The following is a 17,509-nucleotide window of genomic DNA, read 5'->3' as shown; positions in this document are numbered from 1 at the left end:
CAACCTGGGGGCGAGCGCGATAATACGGACATGGTTACACCATCGTCTCCTTTTTCGTTTCTGGAAGACCTCGCCAATCGCGTCGGCAGCCGTCTGCAGCCGCCGCCCTGGGCTGTCCACGAGATCCAGCATCGCACCGTGCTTTTCCTCAACCATGTGCTCCAGCAGGAACCCGAGGCCCAGCAGCGCCTGCTGCGGCTGCAGGGGCGCGTGGTGCAGTTCGAGTGGCTCTTCGTGACGATGCAGTTCGTCGCGACGCCGGCGGGGCTGCTCGACCTCGCGCCCGAAGGCGCCACTGCCGAACTCACGCTGACGGTGACCGAGGCGTCGCCCTTCGGCCTCGCGCGGGCTGCCGTCCGCGGCGACAAGCCGGCCGTGCGCATCGAGGGTGACGTGCAGCTGGCCGCGGAGGTCAACTGGTTGATCGATCATGTGCGCTGGGACGTCGAAGACGATCTCGCACGTGCCATCGGCGACGTGCCGGCGCACACCATCGCGAGCGGCGCCCGCCGCGTGGTGGAGGCACTGCGGCAGTTCGTCGGCCAGCGTCCGGGCAGGGCCGACGGTTCTGCAGGCGCCGAATGAGCCGCCGGATCGTTACCAAGCCCAAGGCGAACACCGCAGCGCGCAACGCGCGGGTTTTCGAATGAGGCGGATCTACCGCGGCGCCTTCATCGTCTGGGTCGCGCTTCGCTACGGCCTCGACGAGCTTGTGCTCTCGAGCTTCCAGAAACCCTGGCTGCGCGCAGTGGCGCGCATCGTGTCGGTCGGCCGCAACCTCGATGCGCCGCGCGGCCAGCGGCTGCGCGAGGCGCTGGAGCGACTGGGACCGATCTTCGTCAAGTTCGGGCAGGTGCTGTCGACCCGGCGCGACCTGTTGCCGCCGGACATCGCCGACGAACTCGCCTGGCTCCAGGACCGGGTGCCGCCGTTTCCGTCCAAGGTGGCGATCGCGACCATCGAGCGCGCCTTCCGGCGACCGATCGGCGACATCTTCGTGCAGTTCGACGAGACACCGGTCGCCAGCGCATCGATCGCCCAGGTGCACTTCGCGACGGTTCGCCTGGCCGACGGCTCGGTGCGCGAGGCGGCGGTCAAGGTGCTGCGCCCTGGCATGCGCGACGTGATCGAGAAGGATCTTGCGCTGATGGCCATGATGGCCGGCTGGGTCGAGGGCATGTCGGCCGACGGCAAGCGGCTGAAGCCGCGCGAGGTGGTCCGCGAATTCGACAAGTACCTGCACGACGAGCTCGACCTGGTGCGCGAGGCTGCCAATGCGGCCCAACTGCGCCGGAACATGGAACAGCTCAAGCTGGTGCTGATCCCGGAGATGTACTGGGACTTCTGCCATCCCGAGGTCATGGTGATGGAGCGCATGAAGGGCGTGCCGATCGCCCAGCTCGACCGCCTGCGGGCAGCCGGCGTCGACATCCCGAAGCTGGCACGAGATGGCGTCACGATCTTCTTCACCCAGGTCTTTCGCGACGGCTTCTTCCATGCCGACATGCACCCGGGCAACATCCAGGTCAGTCTGGAGCCGGAAAGCTTCGGGCGCTACGTCTCGCTCGATTTCGGCATCATCGGGACGCTGACCGAATCGGACAAGGAGTACCTGGCGCAGAACTTCGTCGCCTTCTTCCGCCGCGACTACAAGCGCGTGGCCGAGCTTCACCTCGAGAGCGGCTGGGTGCCCCCCGGCACCCGCATCGACGAGCTCGAGGCGGCGATCCGCACGGTCTGCGAGCCTTACTTCGACCGGCCGCTCAAGGAGATCTCGCTCGGCATGGTGCTGATGCGGCTGTTCCAGACCTCGCGCCGCTTCCATGTCGAGATCCAGCCGCAGCTGGTGCTGCTGCAGAAGACCCTGCTCAACATCGAGGGCCTGGGCCGCCAGCTCGACCCCGAGCTCGATCTCTGGCACACCGCCAAGCCCTTCCTCGAGAAGTGGATGACCGACCAGATCGGCCCGCGCAAGCTGTTCGAGCAATTGCGCGCCGAGGCGCCGCGCTACGCGAAATTGCTGCCCCAGTTGCCTCGACTGATGCACGATTTCCTGGAGAATCGCCCCCCGGACCACCGCAGCGAATTGCTGGAACTGCTGGCCGCCCAGAAGCGCACCAACCGGCTCCTGCAGGCGATCATCTACGGTGGCATAGGTTTTGTATTGGGGTTGATCGCGATGCAGGTGCTGGTGCGCGTGCGTCTTTTCTAGGGGCCCGCGGTGCCGGCCGSCACCGCGCCGAGGCAACCCTCGAGTCGTTTTGTTGTTCTTTGCTTTCCTGTCCGGAGGTTTCGTCCATGAGTTCGATGTCCTTGCGTCCCCGCCTGCTCCTGGGTGCGCTGGCCTGCGCCTTTGCGGTGCTGGCGTCGCCCGTCGCGCGGGCGGATGAGGAGAAGGTCCTCAACATCTACAACTGGGGGGACTACATCGCCGAGGACACGATCAAGAACTTCGAAAAGGAGACGGGGATCAAGGTCCGCTACGACCTGTTCGACAGCAACGAGGCCCTTCACGCCAAGCTGGTGGCGGGCATGAGCGGCTACGACATCGTGGTGCCCGGCTCCCATTTCGCCAAGATGCAGATCAAGGCCGGCCTGCTGCAGAAGCTGGACAAGTCCAAGATCCCCAACCTCGCGAATCTCGACCCGGCCATCCAGGCCCAGCTGGCCAAGATGGACCCCGGCAACGAGCACCTGGTCGACTGGCTCTGGGGCTACACGACGGTGGGAATCAACCGGGACAAGGTCAAGCAGGCGCTGGGCGGCAAGCCGCTGCCGGACAACGCATGGGATCTCGTCTTCAAGCCTGAGTACATGGCCAAGCTGAAGGGCTGCGGCGTGGCCTATCTGGACACGGCCTCCGAGATCGTGCCGATCGCTCTCAAGTACCTGGGCAAGGATCCGCGCAGCAAGGACCCCGAGGACTACAAGGCGGTCGGTGAAATGCTCAAGGGCGTGCGCCCTTACGTGACCCGCTTTTCCGGCTCCGGCTCCGACTACATCGACCAGATGGCCAAGGGCCAGCTGTGTGCCGTCATCGGCTGGTCCGGCGACATCATGATCGCCAAGGACAAGTCGACCAAGGCCAAGAACCCGCAGGACCTCGACGTGCTGTTGCCCAAGACCGGGGGCCTTCTCTTCTTCGATACCATGGCCATCCCCAAGGACGCCAAGCATCCGGAGAACGCCTACAAGTGGATCGACTACATCCTGCGGCCCGAAGTGCATGCCTCGCTGACCAACAAGGTGTTCTATGCGAACCCCAACAAGGCCGCGACGAAGTTCGTCAACCCCGTGCTGGCGAAGGACAAGGCCGTGTTTCCGGACGAAGCCGCGCTTGCGACGATGATCGCGCCTGATACGCCCGACCAGGCGACGCTCAGGCTCATCACGCGCACCTTCACCAACTTCAAGGCCAATCGCTGAGGGGCTTGCCGGCATGAATGTTCCCACCGGTGGCGGCGCCTTCCTGCGAATCGAGTCCGTCAGCAAGAACTTCGGCGAGTTCCGCGCCGTCGACCAGGTCAGTCTCGATGTCACGCGGGGCGAAATATTCGCGCTGCTCGGATCCTCGGGCTGCGGCAAGAGCACGCTGCTGCGGATGCTCGCGGGGTTCGAGTTGCCTTCGTCGGGGCGCATCGTGCTGAACGGGGTGGATCTCGCGGGGCTGCCGCCCTATGAGCGCCCCGTCAACATGATGTTCCAGTCGTATGCGCTCTTTCCGCACCTGACGGTCTGGGACAACGTCGCCTTCGGTTTGCGGCGCGACAAGCTGCCCAGGGCCGAGATCGCATCCCGCGTGGACGAAATGCTGCGTCTGGTGCAGTTGACCCGGTTCGCCAAGCGCAAGCCCCACCAGCTGTCCGGCGGCCAGCAGCAGCGCGTGGCCCTCGCGCGCAGCCTGGCCAAGCGCCCCCAGCTGTTGCTGCTGGACGAGCCGCTGGGCGCGCTCGACCGCAAGCTGCGCGAGGACACGCAGATCGAGCTGGTCAACATCATCCAGCAGGTCGGCGTGACCTGCGTGATGGTGACCCACGACCAGGAGGAAGCCATGACCATGGCCTCGCGCATGGCCGTGATGAGCGAGGGTCGTTTCCTGCAGGTCGGCAGCCCGGCCGACATCTACGAAAGTCCCGCGACCCGCTTCGTCGCCGACTTCATCGGCAACGTCAACCTGATGGAAGGCAAGGTCGTGGTGGACGAGGCCGACCATGCCGAAATCGAATGCGCCGACGTCGTGCATCGGGTCGATCACGGCATCACCGGTATCGAAGGCCAGCCGGTCGTGGTCGCCGTGCGGCCCGAGAAGATCCAACTGGGCACGGAGCCGCCGGACGATGACCGCAACAGGGTCCAAGGGGTCGTCAAGGCCCTTTCCTACTTCGGTGGCTACACCCTGTACCACCTCGAATTGCCAAGCGGCGCCGTGCTCAAGGTCAACGTCGAGAACGCCACCCGGCATCGGGAAGGCGCTCCGGTGCCGGGGGACAGGGTCTGGGCCCACTGGCTGCCGACCTCCCAGGTCGTCCTGAAAAACTGATGAAACACGCCCAAGCCGACCGCGGCGGCTTGCCCGGTTGGAAAACGCTCATGCGAGGGCGGCGCCTTGTGATCGGCGTGCCCTATTTCTGGCTGCTGGCTTTCTTCCTGTTGCCGTTTCTCATTGTCCTGCGCATCAGCTTCGCCGAGATGGACGGCGCCACGATCAGCAGCCTGTTCGCGTACGCCGATCAGGAACTGGTCGTGAGGCTCAAGCTCCAGAACTACGCGACCATCTTCCAGGACAACCTCTACCTGGCGACCTATGGGCGGTCGCTGATGTACGCTGGCATCACGACCCTGATCTGCCTCGTGATCGGCTATCCGTTCGCGTACTTCATGGCGCGCGCCTCCACCGCCCTGCAGCCGTTGCTGCTGATGGCCGTGATGCTGCCGTTCTGGACCAGCTTCCTGTTGCGGGTCTACGCCTGGAAAGGGCTGCTGGATGCGCAGACCGGCTGGGTCGGAAGGCTGCTCATCCACCTCCGTGCCGACCAGTTGCTCTACCCATTGGGGCTGATCCCGGCGCCGGGCGAGTTCATGTACAGCCCATTTTCGCTCGTGCTGGGCATGGTCTACACCTACTTGCCCTTCATGCTGCTGCCGCTGTATGCCACGCTGTCCAAGCTGGACTTGCAGTTGCTCGAAGCCGCGCAGGACCTGGGGGCCACGCCCTGGCAGGCGTTCTGGCGGGTCACGGTGCCGCTGTCCAGGAGCGGGATCATCGCGGGCGCGATGCTGGTCTTCATTCCCTGCGTGGGCGAGTATGTGATCCCGGAACTCCTGGGCGGGCCGGAAACGCTGATGATCGGCCGCGTGCTCTGGGACGAGTTCTTCTCCAACAACGACTGGCCGCTGGCTTCGGGCGTCGCGGTCGTGATGGTGCTGCTCATCATCGTGCCGCTGGCGATCTTCAACAACAGCCAGGCGAAGGTGGCGCGTTCATGATCGTCACGTCCGCAGGCCGCTGGACCAGCCGCATCTGGCTGACGCTGGGGCTGGTCTTCCTCTACCTGCCGATCGCGGCGCTGGTCGTTTTCAGCTTCACCGATTCCCCGGTGCCGAACGTCTGGGCCGGCTTCAGCCTGCGCTGGTACGCCAAGCTCGCCGGCGACGAGGAAATTCGATCGGGGCTTTTTCTTTCGCTCAGGGTCGCCGCGGCCACCGCGAGCGCCGCCGTCGTGCTGGGGACCCTCGCTGCCTTTGCGCTGGAACGCTTTGCGCGGTTCAAGGGGCGCGCCTTCTTTTCCGGCATGGTCAGCGCCCCGCTGGTGATGCCGGAAGTGATCGTCGGCCTGTCGCTGCTGCTGATGCTCGTTTCGATCCAGCGCCTCTTCGGTTTTCCGGAGCGCGGCATGGTGACGATCTGGCTCGGCCATCTGCTCGTCGGCCTGGCTTATGCAACCGTGGTGATCAGTGCCCGCCTGCGCGACCTGAATCCCCAGTTCGAGGAGGCCGCCCAGGATCTCGGTGCCCGGCCGCTGCAGGTCTTCATGCGCGTCACGCTGCCGATGATCGCGCAGTCGCTCGTGGCTGCCTGGCTGTTGACGTTCACTCTGTCGCTGGACGACGTCGTGATGTCGGCGTTCCTGTCCGGGCCCGGCTCGACCACGCTCCCCCTGGTGATCTTCTCGCGGGCCCGCCTGGGGCTCGATCCGACCGTCAATGCGCTGGCCACCGTGGTGATCTTCGTGGTGGCGGTGTTCGTCGTGGGTTCGAGCTACCTGATCGCGGCGCGGGAGCGCAGGCGCTACAGGCAGCAGCACGCTGCACTCAAGGGGGGTGCCGAATCGACGACGTAGCCGCGCGCAGGGCGGCCGCGCCGACGGCCTCGGTGGCGGGCGGGCGCCTATAATGGAGGGCTTTGCGAGCGGCCGCCGGCCGTTCCCTTCCGCCCCCCCAATTCCATGCCTATCTACGCCTACAAGTGCAGTGCCTGCGGCTTTGCCAAGGACGTGCTGCAGAAAATGTCCGACGCGCCGCTCTCGGAGTGCCCGTCCTGCGGCGCCAGCGCGTTCAGCAAGCAGCTCACCGCCGCGGGCTTCCAGCTCAAGGGCTCGGGCTGGTACGTGACCGATTTCCGGGACGGCGGAGGCAAGAAAGCCGCGGACAGCGGCGAGAAGGGCGCTGCCAGCCCTGCCGCGCCGGTGGAAGGCGCGGCAGCCAAGCCCGCCGACGCGCCCGCGAGCGCTGCGTCGCCGGCGCCGGCACCGGCTCCAGCACCGGCTCCAGCACCCTCATCGGGCAGCGACTGAGGCCAAGCCATGCTCGCGCTGCGGAAATGGCTCCTTTCCGGCTTGCTGGTGATCGTGCCGCTGGCCATCACGCTCGGCGTGCTGAACTGGATCATCGGCACGCTCGACCAGACGCTGTGGCTGCTGCCGGAAACGTGGCAGAAGTACCTCAACGAGCACAAGGTGCGCGGCCTCGGCGTGCTGCTGACGCTGACCATCCTGCTGTCGGTCGGCGCGATCGCGAGCAACTTCGTCGGCAAGCGGCTGCTGGGCTGGGGCGATGCGGTGGTGCGCCGCATACCGGTGGTGCGCTCGATCTACTCCAGTGTCAAGCAGGTCTCCGACACGCTGTTCTCCGAGAACGGCAATGCCTTTCGTACCGCGGTGCTGATCGAGTGGCCGCGTGCGGGTTCCTGGACCATCGCCTTCGTGACCGGCACGCCCGGCCATGAGGTGGTCGGCCACCTTGGCGGCGGCGACTACCTCGGTGTCTATGTGCCGACCACGCCCAACCCGACCGGCGGCTATTTCGTGATGCTCAAGCGCAGCGACTGCATCGAACTCCGGATGAGCGTGGACGACGCGCTCAAGTACATCGTGTCGATGGGGGTGGTCGTTCCTGGCGGCCCCGCAACGATCGCGATCAAGTAAAGACAAAGACGCGCCTTCGCGGCGCCGGAATCCATCTATGGCCATGCGTTCAAACTATTGCGGTCTCGTGACCGAAGCCCTCCTCGGACAGACCGTCACCCTCTGCGGCTGGGTCAATCGCCGGCGTGACCACGGCGGCGTGATCTTCATCGACCTGCGCGACCGCGAAGGCTACGTCCAGGTGGTGTGCGATCCGGATCGCGCTTCCACCTTCGCCGCCGCCGAAGGGCTGCGCAACGAGTTCTGCGTCCAGGTCACCGGCCTGGTGCGCGCGCGCCCCGAGGGCACGGTCAACGACAGCCTCAAGAGCGGCAAGATCGAAGTGCTGTGCCACGAGATGAAGGTGCTCAATCCCTCGGTCACGCCGCCGTTCCTGCTCGACGACGACAACCTCTCGGAAACCACCCGCCTGACGCACCGAGTGCTCGACCTGCGCCGTCCGGCGATGCAGCGCAACATGATGCTGCGCTACAAGGTCACGATGGAGGTGCGCAAGTTCCTCGACGCCAACGGCTTCATCGACATCGAGACGCCGATGCTCGGCAAGTCGACGCCCGAAGGCGCGCGCGACTACCTGGTGCCGAGCCGCGTGCACGACGGCAGCTTCTTCGCGCTGCCGCAGTCGCCGCAGCTCTTCAAGCAGCTGCTGATGGTGGCCGGCTACGACCGCTACTACCAGATCGTCAAGTGCTTCCGCGACGAGGACCTGCGCGCCGACCGCCAGCCCGAGTTCACGCAGATCGACATCGAGACCTCGTTCATGGCCGAGGAAGAGATTCGCGAAATGTTCGAGGGCATGATCCGCAAGGTGTTCCGCGCCGCGGCCGAGGTCGAGCTGCCGCCGTTCCCGGTGATGAGCTACGGCGACGCGATGTTCAAGTACGGCTCCGACAAGCCCGACCTGCGCGTCAAGCTCGAATTCACCGAACTGACCGACGTGATGCGCAATGTCGAATTCAAGGTCTTCGCCCAGGCCGCCAGCACGCCGGGCGGCCGCGTGGTCGCGCTGCGTGTGCCGGGCGGCGGCGGCGAGGGCGGTCTCTCGCGCGGCGAGATCGACGGCTACCAGGAATTCGTCAAGATCTACGGCGCCAAGGGCCTGGCCTATATCAAGGTCAACGATGCAGCGCTGGGCCGCGAAGGCCTGCAGAGCCCGATCGTCAAGAACCTCAACGACGCCTCGCTGGCCGAGATCATCGCGCGCACGGGCGCCCGCAACGGCGACATCCTGTTCTTCGGCGCCGACAAGGAAAAGGTCGTCAACGACGCCATCGGCGCGCTGCGCGTGAAGATCGGCCACAGCGCCTTCGGCAAGAAGAACGGCCTGTTCGACGACCGCTGGGCGCCGCTGTGGGTGGTCGACTTCCCGATGTTCGAGTTCGACGAGGAAGGCCAGCGCTGGTCGGCCGTGCACCACCCGTTCACGGCCCCCAAGGACGGTCATGAAGACCTCATGGATACGGCCCCCGAGAAGTGCATCGCCAAGGCCTACGACATGGTGCTCAACGGCATCGAGATGGGCGGCGGCTCGGTCCGTATCCACCGCGAGGAAGTGCAGAGCAAGGTGTTCCGCGCGCTCAAGATCAACGCCGAGGATGCGCAGAACAAGTTCGGCTTCCTGCTGGACGCGCTGCAGTACGGCGCACCCCCGCACGGCGGCATTGCGATCGGCCTCGACCGCCTGGTGATGCTCCTGACCGGCGCCGAGTCGATCCGCGACGTGATCGCCTTCCCGAAGACGCAGCGCGCGCAGGACCTGCTGACGCAGGCGCCGAGCCCGGTGGACGAGAAGCAGCTGCGCGAGCTGCACATCAAGCTGCGCAACACGCCGCAGGCAGCCTGAGGACGAAGGGTCGCCAGCATGAGCGAGCGGCGGCCCTGGAAGATTCCCGAGTCAGTGCTGGTCGTGGTCCACACGCCGGCGCTCGATGTGCTGTTGATCCGCCGTGCCGGCGCCGATGACCTCTGGCAGTCGGTCACCGGCAGCAAGGACTTCGAGGACGAGCCGCTGGCGCGCACCGCGGCGCGCGAGGTCGAGGAGGAGACCGGCATCCTCTGTGGTCCGGGCAGCGCGCTCGCGCCCCGGCTGGTCGACTGGCAGCGACGCAACGTCTACGAGATCTGGCCCCGCTGGCGTGCCCGCTACGCGCCCGGCGTGACCCGCAACACCGAGCATGTGTTCGGCCTCTGCGTGCCCGAGCGGCTGACACCGCGGCTCGATCCTTGCGAGCACACGGCCTGGCGGTGGCTCCCCTACCAAGAAGCGGCGGAGGCCACTTTTTCTCCGACCAACGCCGCGGCCATCTTGCTGCTGCCACAATTTGTGCAATGAATCCTTCGGCGACCAGCTTCCGTGTAGCCACCTACAACATCCACAAGGGTGTGCAGGGCATCGGCCCTGCCAGGCGCCTGGAGATCCACAACCTCGGCCATGCGATCGAACAGCTCGATGCCGACATCATCTGCCTGCAGGAGGTTCGCAAGATGAACCGCCAGGCGGCCGCGCGCTTCAATCGGTGGCCCGAGCTGCCGCAAGCGGATTTCCTGGCGCCTGAGGGCTACACGGCGGTCTACGAGACCAATGCCATCACCAAGCACGGCGAGCACGGCAACGCGCTGCTGACGCGCTGGCCGGTGCTGCGCAAGACCCACCAGGACATCTCGGACCACCGCTTCGAGCAGCGCGGCCTGCTGCACGTGGCGATCGACGTCGACGGCAGCACCGTGCACACCATCGTGGTGCATCTGGGCCTGATCAAGGGCAGCCGGATCCGCCAGATCGCACAGTTGCGCGATTTCATCGAACGCGAGATTCCGTCCACCGAGGCGCTGGTGGTGGCCGGCGATTTCAACGACTGGGGCGCGCGGATGCGCTACGCGATGAATGCGATGGGCATGCGCGACTCGAGCGACCTGCGCGGGCCGCGCACGCTGACCTACCCCTCGCGGCTGCCGGTCGCCCAACTCGATTTCATCTACGCCCGGCAGCTCGAACCGGTCGCCTCCTCGGTGCCGCGCGGATCGATCTGGGCCCGCATGTCCGACCACCTGCCGCTCGTGACCGATTTTTCGCTATCAAAACAATAGCTGGGCGCGCAGGCGGGTAGGGCGCAGTAGGGCCATCGCGGGAATTCCATTCGCTGATACGATGCGCGGATGCTAAGGACCATCGACGCCGTACCGCGCCCCGCTGCAGGGGATGAAGACGAGGGCACGCCTGTGTCCGTGAAGATTCGCGAGCGCCTCGTCGCCGCCCGCCGCCGCTTCAACGCCAACGACAACATCGCGGAATTCATCCGGCCCGGTGAACTCGAGGGCCTGCTCGACGAGGTCGAGGGCAAGATGAAGCACGTGCTCGAGAGCCTGGTGATCGACATCGAGAACGACCACAACACCGACAACACGGCCCGCCGCGTGGCGAAGATGTACGTCAACGAGGTGTTCAAGGGCCGCTACGTGCCGCCCCCCCCGCTGACCGAATTTCCCAATGCGGAGCATCTCAACGAGCTCATGATCGTCGGCCCGATCACGGTGCGCAGCGCCTGCTCGCACCACTTCTGCCCGATCATCGGCAAGCTCTGGATCGGCGTCATGCCGAACGAGAAGACCAACGTGATCGGGCTCTCGAAATACGCGCGGCTGGCCGAATGGGTGATGGGCCGGCCGCAGATCCAGGAGGAGGCGGTGGTGCAACTGGCCGACCTGATCCAGGAAAAGACCCAGCCCGACGGCTTGGCGCTGGTGGTCGAGGCCGAGCACTTCTGCATGCAGTGGCGCGGCGTCAAGGAGATGGACAGCAAGATGATCAACTCGGTCATGCGCGGCGTCTTCCTGAAGGACCCCAACCTGCGCCGAGAATTCCTTTCCCTTCTTCCGCGCAAGCGCTGAGCCGCACACCATGCTCGTACGCCTTCTCTACGCCAGTCGCGCCGTGGACACCAGTCCGGAGGCCGTCGAGGCCATCCTCGCGCAATCGCGTCAGCACAACACCGCCTGCGGCATCACCGGCATCCTCTGCTATGGGGCGGGCGTGTTCCTGCAGGGTATCGAAGGCGGCCGGACGGCGATCAGCGAGCTCTATGGCCACATCCAGCGGGACCCGCGCCACAAGGACGTGGTGCTGCTGTACTACGAGGAGATCTCCGAACGCCGGTTCGGTGGCTGGACGATGGGGCAGGTCAACCTGTCGAAGCTCAACGCCTCGACGCTGCTCAAGTATTCGGAGCGCGCCGAGCTCGATCCCTATTCGGTGTCGGGCGTGGTCTCGCTCGCGCTGCTGGAAGAACTGATGGCGACCGCGGCCATCGTCGGACGCCACTGAAGACCCCCCTGCCGACCCTGCCGCTGCTGCTCGGCTGCGATTTTTCCAGCGCGCCGAAGCCGCGCAAGCCGATCGTGGTCGCGCTCGGGACGGCGCGGGACGCGCGCGTGGAACTTGCCGGGTTCGAGTACTTCACGTCACTCGACGACTGGGGGCGCTGGCTCGGCGACCAGCCGGCGTGGGTGGGCGCCTTCGACCTTCCGTTCGGCCTGCCGCGCGAGCTGGTCGAGCACCTGGGATGGCCGCTGCAATGGGAGCCGCTGATCGCCCACTATGCCGGCCTCGGCCGCGAGGAGATCCGCCGTGCCTTCGCGGCCTTCTGTGCGGGTCGGCCCCAGGGCGGGAAATTCGCCCACCGGAAGACCGACGGTCCCGCCGGATCCAGTCCTTCGATGAAATGGGTCAATCCGCCGGTCGCGTTCATGCTGCATGCCGGCGTGCCTCGGCTGGTGGCCGCCGGCGCTGCGTTGCCGGGCCTGCGCGTGCCGGCCGAAGGCAGTTCGCGCGTAGCACTGGAAGCCTATCCGGGGCTGCTGGCACGCGAGCTGATCGGCCGGCGAAGCTACAAGAGCGACGCGGCCGCTGGCCAGAGCAACGAGCGCCGGCAGGCGCGCGGGGACTTGCTGGATGCGCTGGAAGCGGGCTCGGCGCGACTCGGGCTGCAACTCGCGCTCGACGGACGGTCACGGCGGCTGTTGCTGGACGATGCCAAGGGCGATCGCCTCGACGCGGCGCTCTGCCTGGTGCAGGCGGCCTGGGGGGCCGCGCGAAGCGGCAGTCGTCCGGGCCCGGGCTACGGTCTGCCCGCGGCGGTCGATCCGATCGAAGGCTGGATCGTGACGGCCTGACCTCCCGGCCTCCCGGCGTCCTACGGCAGGACAAGACGCTGCCCGCCGCGCCCCCCGCTCGGTCTCGCTAGATTGGAATTGGCGGTTCGGTGAGCCACCGGTGATCCAACTCACGGTGGCCCTTTCTCTCGAGACAGACAGGAGGTTCCCATGACCCATCCGAAACAAGTCAATCCGAACGTTCGCCGCTGGGTGGCGCTGATGCTGGCCGCAAGCGCGCTGGCCCTGGGCGCCTGCGACAAGGCGGGCGACGAGACCGTCGGCCAGAAGGTGGATTCGGCGATCGCCAGGACCGAGCAGGCTGGCGCTGGCGCCAAGGCCAGGACGGAATCCGCGGTGACGTCGGTGGCCGGGGCGGTGGACGACGCTTCGATCACGGCCGCGGTGTCGACTGGCCTGGCCAAGGATCCGGACCTGAGCGCCATCAAGATCGACGTCGACACCAAGGGCGGCCAGGTGACCCTCAGCGGTCCGGCTCCGGACGCCAACGCGAAGGCGCGAGCCGAGGAGATCGCCAAGTCCGTCAGGGGCGTCAACGGCGTCGACAACAAGCTCGAAGTGAAGGCGATGTAGGTCCGCATCATCGTCGAGCCATAGCCATCGATGCGCCCATGCAAAAAGCCCGGTCTCCCGGGCTTTTTGTCGTGCGGCGGGCCGCTCAGCGAACCAGCGCGATCATCTGGCGGACCTCATGGGAGGTCCTTTCGCGGGGTGGTGTCTCTCTGCATCAGCGTGGTGACCAGGTCGGCCACATCGGAGGTCTTCAGGACCGCGGCAATCACCGCGGCGGTCGAGAGCAGGCGCCAGGGCTTGACCAGCACGACCAGCGCGCCGGCCGCCGCCGCTGCACCCATCAGCCTGGCCGGCTGCTCGCGCGCATAGCGCTCGAGGAGCGGGCGTGCGATCTGGCCGGCCGCGTTCGCGGGATGCCGGCGCCACCAGCGGCGCACCACATGGCGTGCCACGGGCGCCCAGGCGAGGTCTTTGAACGCCCCTGGGCTGGCCGGTGGAAGCGCCATGGCGTAGAGTCCCTCGTCCTCGGGAAGGCTTCTCCGGAACTGGGCGACCAGCGCCCTGCGGGACATCGCGAGCCGCTGTTGCGGCGTGAGGGGTCGAGAGTCAACGGCCATGGCGCTCTCCGGCCTGGCGAAGCGCCTGCACATCGGCGTCGAGTTGGGCCTGAAGGTCCGCGAACGCGTGGAAGGGTGAGGGGCGTGCCGCGATCAGCGCCGATACCACGGCAACGAGGACCGCGACCCCCGGCACCGCGGCCAGCACCCAGTGGAAGCTGCCATGCAGCACGCCGAGCATCACGGCGACGCCGATCAGCCCCAATGCCAGCATGGCGCTGACCGCCGCCAGGACGCTCGCCGCCATTCGGGCGACCAGACTGCGGCTGGCCTCCTGGGATTCCTGCCGTACCAGTGCGCCGTAGTTGGCGAGGTGTTCGGCGATCAGCTCCGGGTGGCCGAGCGCCGTCGAGACGATGGGATGGAGCATGGTGCTGCGCAGGCTCAAGCGGAGGGACGCGGCCGAAGCCGCGCTCCGCTTGAAAATACGCCTGCGGCGGATCAGTAGTCGTTGCGGCGGCGGCTCGCCAGGACGATCAGCGCGGTGATGGCGGCACCGGCGGCGGCGGCCACGAGCACCGAGCGTACCGGCTGGTCGGCGATGTACTTCCCCGTGACGTCGGCGGCGGCTTCGAAGCGGCGCTGAGCCCGGGCGCTGGTGGTCGATGCGGCATCCAGCCCACGCTGGACCGCCTGCTGGACGCGCGCCGCCAGTTGCTCCACGGCCGGCTCGGCATCGCGACGCAGGTCGCGAACCTTCTCCCCGGCGGCATTCACGGCATTCTGTGCGTAGGCCCGCGTGGTGTCGATGGCATCGCTGGCCGTCTGACGCGCCTCATCGGCGATTTGCGAAGGCGTCTTGGTGGTCGAGTTCATGAAATGGGTCCTTCCGGAAAATGATTGCGTTACCCGCCCATCGTAACGACGCTAGCGGCGTCGCATCAAGCCCGCGATGAAGCTGGCGATCGCGAGAACGATGAAGATGACGAAGAGAATCTTCGCGATTCCCACTGCACTGGCGGCGATGCCACCGAATCCGAACAGCGCGGCGATCAAGGCGATGACCAGGAACACGACGGCGTAGTGCAACATGCTGACTCCTTCGAGGGTGGCCCCGTTTGACGTGAAGACCCCGGCGCGTTCGCGACGGGAGCGGCTTGGGGTCCACGTTAAGAGGCCGGCCGCGAAGACCCTGTCAGCAGCAGCGGCCTGGGGGCGTAGGAGAGAACCGAAAGGGGCGGTGGCGGCCCGGGGCGAGGCCGCCGGACTCAGGCCCGCTTGGCGGGCAGGATCGCGCTCAGGTGCGTGCCCTTGCCGGGCGTCGACGACACGGTGAGCTTGCCCTTGGCGGCCTGCACGCGATGGCGCATGCCCGCGAGCCCGTGGGTCGAAGGACGTGCGTGCTGGGTATCGAAGCCCTTGCCGTTGTCGATCACTTCGATGACCACATGGTTGCCGTAGTTCTTCATCACGATGCTGGCCTCGGTGGCCTGCGCGTACTTGCCGATGTTGGTCAGGCTCTCCTGCACCATGCGATAGGCCGTGAGTTGGTTGTCCTCGTCGAGCTCGACGGGTTCGAGCACCATCTCGATCTCCATGCCCGAGTGCTCGGCGAACTCGCGTCCGAGGATCTCCAGCGAGGCGACCAGGCCCAGATTGGACAGCGAGGAGGGGCGCAGGTCCTCGATGATGCGACGCTTGAGCGCAATGCCGCTGTTGAGCAGCTCGTTCAGGTGCTGCAGCCGCTGCGTCGCGTCGGGCGCGTCGTTGAGCCTGGATTTCAGGCGCGCGACATCGAGCTTGGCGGCCGTCAGCAGCGAGCCCAGCTCGTCGTGCAGTTCGCGCGCCAGGAACCCGCGCTCGGACTCCCGCACCTGCTGCAGGTGGGTGGCCAGTTCGGCCAGCGTCGCGGTACGCTCCCGCACCTCGCCTTCGAGCGCATTGCGTTCGCGCTGCAGCGCCTCCTGCTGGCGCTCGCCGGCCGAGCGCAACGCATGGGTCTGGCGCAGGTAGAGGTAGAACGCGGCCAGCCCCGCGAGCGCCACCAGCGCGATGCCGATGCGGCCGAAGTGCAGCGAACTTGCGATCTGGGCCTGCCCGCGCGCCAGCTCGTCGTTGCTGGTCGCAATCAGCGCCTGAACCTGGCCGCGGATGGCCTCCATCTCCTCGCGGCCGACATCGGTCGTGATGACGAACTTCCAGGCGTCCTCGTTGCCGCTTTGGCGCAGGCGCACGCTCATTTCCATCTCTGCGAGCTTGCGCGCCACGTGCTTGGACAGCTCGCCCAGCTGCGCGAGTTCGTTCGGCCGCCCTGCATAGAGGGCCTGGAGCGTCGCCAGATGGCCGTCCACCTGCTTCAGCGCGAGGTCGTAGGGCTCCCGATAGCGGGCTTCGCCCGTCAGCAGGAAACCGCGCTGCCCGGTTTCGGCATCGAGGACGTTCTGCAGCATCAGGTTGAGCACGCTGCGTGCCTTCTGCGCGTCGCTGACATCCTGCAAGGCGCGGTACGACTGCTGGTAGCCGGCCTCGTTGATGCCCACCAGCGCCAGCGCCGCCAGTGCGGCGAGCGTGAGGCCGAGGGCCATCTGGGGGAAAGCTATCCAGCGCATGAGGTTTCCGGGCAATGCCTGCAGTTCAAATTCGGGAATAATCGGAGTCGTCCAGGGATCGGCATGTTGCGACGCAAAAGACGGCAATACAACGACGAAGGTAACAGATGATCAAGATCGGGATTGCGGACGACCACGCCATCGTGCGTTCCGGCTTGCGCCAGTTTTTCTCGGAGCACGTCGATCTTCGCGTGGTGGGTGAGGCGGCCAGCGGCCGCGAAGCGATCGAACTCGTACGGACCACCGAACTCGATGTGCTCGTGATGGACCTCTCGATGCCGGGCCAGAGCGGCATCGATGCGCTGGCCATGATCCGTGCCAAGGCGCCGGACGTCGGCATCCTGATCCTGAGCGGCTATCCCGAGGAGCACTATGCGATGAACCTCATTCGCCAGGGCGCCAGCGGCTACCTCAACAAGGAGTGCGAGCCGATCGAGATCGTGAATGCGATCCGCACCATCTCGCTGGGCCGGCGCTACATCACGCCGGCGGTGGCCGAACTGCTGGCGCGTCAGCTCGACCGCAAGGACAACGCGGCGCCCCATGAGCAGTTGTCGGAGCGTGAGTTCCAGGTTTTTCTCAAGCTGGCCAAGGGCGAAACCGCGGGCGACATCGCCAAGACGCTGTCGCTGTCGGTGAAGACCGTGAGCACCTACCGCACGCGCCTGATGGAGAAGATGAACCTGTCCTCCAACAGCGACCTGACCTACTACGCCCTCAAGAACAAACTGATCGACTAGGCTCGCCCCCAGGTTGCCCGCACTTCGTGTCGGGCGCCCACCCCCTACCGGGGGCAACACCAGCGGCCCGGCGAAGCCGGTTCCGCGGTGTTTCACCAACGGGCCTGGCTGCGCCGGCCGAACGAACAGGCGCAGTGGTCTTTCGACGGCTGCGCGCAGCGTGCCTGTCCGTGGGCAGTCGCGGAACCGGCTTCGCCGGGCCGCTGACTGCGCCCCCGGTAGGGGGTGGGCGCCCGGACACGAAGTGCCGGGCAACCTGGGGGCGAGCAACTCATGCAGTGCGGGCGGCGGCCTGCGCGATGCAGAAGTCGATCAGGCCGTCGATCTCGTTCGACTTGTCGAACACCGCATCGACGCCGAACTGGGCGCAGCGTTTGCGGATGTCGGGGGTGGCGTAGTTGCTGAGCACCACAACCTTCTGATTCGGCCGGCGCGCCAGACAGGTCTGCAGCACGCCAAGTCCGCTTCCCTGCTTCAGGAACAGATCGACGATGGCC

At 66.5% G+C, this 17,509-nt stretch carries 21 protein-coding genes and 1 pseudogene; 16 read left to right on the top strand and 6 right to left on the bottom strand.

From position 1 onward, the window contains the following. The first annotated feature begins 30 nt into the window (after window positions 1-30). The 15 genes from AC1D2O_RS18305 to AC1D2O_RS18235 all read left to right on the top strand — a co-directional run bounded on the left by AC1D2O_RS18305 (window position 31) and on the right by AC1D2O_RS18235 (window position 13,166). Window positions 31-585 carry a ubiquinone biosynthesis accessory factor UbiJ gene (locus tag AC1D2O_RS18305; RefSeq protein ID WP_478094556.1) on the top strand — a complete coding sequence of 185 codons (555 nt, stop codon included), beginning with the start codon at window positions 31-33 and terminating at the stop codon, window positions 583-585. Between the two features lie 61 nt (window positions 586-646). Further along, window positions 647-2,212, top strand: coding sequence for a ubiquinone biosynthesis regulatory protein kinase UbiB (gene ubiB / locus AC1D2O_RS18300; RefSeq protein WP_478157666.1), 1,566 nt, complete (start codon window positions 647-649; stop codon window positions 2,210-2,212). A gap of 86 nt (window positions 2,213-2,298) precedes the next feature. Continuing rightward, window positions 2,299-3,426 carry a polyamine ABC transporter substrate-binding protein gene (locus AC1D2O_RS18295; RefSeq protein WP_477650760.1) on the top strand — a complete coding sequence of 376 codons (1,128 nt, stop codon included), beginning with the start codon at window positions 2,299-2,301 and terminating at the stop codon, window positions 3,424-3,426. A gap of 13 nt (window positions 3,427-3,439) precedes the next feature. Beyond that, window positions 3,440-4,540, top strand: a complete 1,101-nt coding sequence (locus AC1D2O_RS18290) for an ABC transporter ATP-binding protein (RefSeq protein ID WP_478157665.1) — start codon at window positions 3,440-3,442, stop codon at window positions 4,538-4,540. Then, a complete protein-coding gene (locus AC1D2O_RS18285) occupies window positions 4,540-5,487 on the top strand; it encodes an ABC transporter permease (RefSeq protein WP_478094607.1) in 948 nt (315 codons plus the stop codon). The genes AC1D2O_RS18290 and AC1D2O_RS18285 overlap by 1 nt, the downstream gene beginning before the upstream one ends. Then, window positions 5,484-6,341: an ABC transporter permease subunit gene (locus tag AC1D2O_RS18280; RefSeq protein ID WP_478094605.1), complete on the top strand. Its 858-nt coding sequence runs from the start codon at window positions 5,484-5,486 to the stop codon at window positions 6,339-6,341. Before AC1D2O_RS18285 ends, AC1D2O_RS18280 begins: the two co-directional genes overlap by 4 nt. A gap of 105 nt (window positions 6,342-6,446) precedes the next feature. After that, window positions 6,447-6,794, top strand: coding sequence for an FmdB family zinc ribbon protein (locus AC1D2O_RS18275; protein WP_478157664.1), 348 nt, complete (start codon window positions 6,447-6,449; stop codon window positions 6,792-6,794). A gap of 9 nt (window positions 6,795-6,803) precedes the next feature. Then, entirely contained in the window at window positions 6,804-7,424 is a 621-nt protein-coding gene (locus tag AC1D2O_RS18270) for a DUF502 domain-containing protein (protein ID WP_478091583.1), read from the top strand. Window positions 7,425-7,461: 37 nt separating this feature from the next. Further along, complete coding sequence (gene aspS, locus AC1D2O_RS18265) at window positions 7,462-9,267, top strand: aspartate--tRNA ligase (RefSeq protein ID WP_478091582.1); 1,806 nt, start codon at window positions 7,462-7,464, stop codon at window positions 9,265-9,267. Window positions 9,268-9,285: 18 nt separating this feature from the next. Continuing rightward, window positions 9,286-9,756 (top strand): dihydroneopterin triphosphate diphosphatase, encoded by a 471-nt coding sequence (nudB, locus tag AC1D2O_RS18260; protein ID WP_478091580.1) that lies wholly within the window; start codon window positions 9,286-9,288, stop codon window positions 9,754-9,756. Continuing rightward, window positions 9,753-10,511: an endonuclease/exonuclease/phosphatase family protein gene (locus tag AC1D2O_RS18255; RefSeq protein ID WP_478091578.1), complete on the top strand. Its 759-nt coding sequence runs from the start codon at window positions 9,753-9,755 to the stop codon at window positions 10,509-10,511. Before nudB ends, AC1D2O_RS18255 begins: the two co-directional genes overlap by 4 nt. Window positions 10,512-10,580: 69 nt before the next feature. Next, complete coding sequence (folE, locus tag AC1D2O_RS18250; protein ID WP_442285478.1) at window positions 10,581-11,312, top strand: GTP cyclohydrolase I; 732 nt, start codon at window positions 10,581-10,583, stop codon at window positions 11,310-11,312. Between the two features lie 10 nt (window positions 11,313-11,322). Further along, complete coding sequence (locus tag AC1D2O_RS18245) at window positions 11,323-11,745, top strand: BLUF domain-containing protein (protein WP_478091576.1); 423 nt, start codon at window positions 11,323-11,325, stop codon at window positions 11,743-11,745. A 23-nt stretch (window positions 11,746-11,768) separates the two neighbouring features. Beyond that, the gene (locus tag AC1D2O_RS18240; protein ID WP_478091585.1) at window positions 11,769-12,593 is read left to right on the top strand and encodes a DUF429 domain-containing protein; all 825 of its coding nucleotides are present in this window, start codon (window positions 11,769-11,771) and stop codon (window positions 12,591-12,593) included. A gap of 150 nt (window positions 12,594-12,743) precedes the next feature. Then, window positions 12,744-13,166 (top strand): BON domain-containing protein, encoded by a 423-nt coding sequence (locus tag AC1D2O_RS18235; protein ID WP_478091574.1) that lies wholly within the window; start codon window positions 12,744-12,746, stop codon window positions 13,164-13,166. Window positions 13,167-13,282: 116 nt separating this feature from the next. On the opposite strand, the gene AC1D2O_RS18230 is transcribed toward AC1D2O_RS18235, so the two are convergent. From AC1D2O_RS18230 to AC1D2O_RS18210, 5 genes are all read right to left on the bottom strand, one after another. After that, window positions 13,283-13,723, bottom strand: coding sequence for a hypothetical protein (locus AC1D2O_RS18230; protein WP_478091573.1), 441 nt, complete (start codon window positions 13,721-13,723; stop codon window positions 13,283-13,285). Then, window positions 13,713-14,093, bottom strand: coding sequence for a hypothetical protein (locus AC1D2O_RS18225; RefSeq protein ID WP_478091571.1), 381 nt, complete (start codon window positions 14,091-14,093; stop codon window positions 13,713-13,715). The genes AC1D2O_RS18230 and AC1D2O_RS18225 overlap by 11 nt, the downstream gene beginning before the upstream one ends. Window positions 14,094-14,164: 71 nt before the next feature. Beyond that, window positions 14,165-14,539 carry a hypothetical protein gene (locus AC1D2O_RS18220; protein ID WP_478091569.1) on the bottom strand — a complete coding sequence of 125 codons (375 nt, stop codon included), beginning with the start codon at window positions 14,537-14,539 and terminating at the stop codon, window positions 14,165-14,167. A gap of 51 nt (window positions 14,540-14,590) precedes the next feature. Further along, window positions 14,591-14,755, bottom strand: a complete 165-nt coding sequence (locus AC1D2O_RS18215) for a DUF1328 domain-containing protein (protein WP_478091568.1) — start codon at window positions 14,753-14,755, stop codon at window positions 14,591-14,593. Between the two features lie 176 nt (window positions 14,756-14,931). Next, window positions 14,932-16,272: a sensor histidine kinase gene (locus AC1D2O_RS18210; protein ID WP_478157663.1), complete on the bottom strand. Its 1,341-nt coding sequence runs from the start codon at window positions 16,270-16,272 to the stop codon at window positions 14,932-14,934. 107 nt (window positions 16,273-16,379) lie between these two features. Between AC1D2O_RS18210 and AC1D2O_RS18205 the strand changes: the two genes are divergently transcribed. After that, the gene (locus tag AC1D2O_RS18205; RefSeq protein ID WP_478094704.1) at window positions 16,380-17,012 is read left to right on the top strand and encodes a response regulator; all 633 of its coding nucleotides are present in this window, start codon (window positions 16,380-16,382) and stop codon (window positions 17,010-17,012) included. 271 nt (window positions 17,013-17,283) lie between these two features. Here AC1D2O_RS18205 and AC1D2O_RS18200 read toward each other — a convergent pair. After that, window positions 17,284-17,509: pseudogene (locus AC1D2O_RS18200) on the bottom strand (hypothetical protein); the annotation flags it as partial.

The sequence above is a fragment of the Variovorax sp. P1_G12 genome (assembly GCF_056405555.1).
Note: the sequence above shows the minus strand (reverse complement) of the source record. Positions and strands in the feature narration are given on the sequence as shown.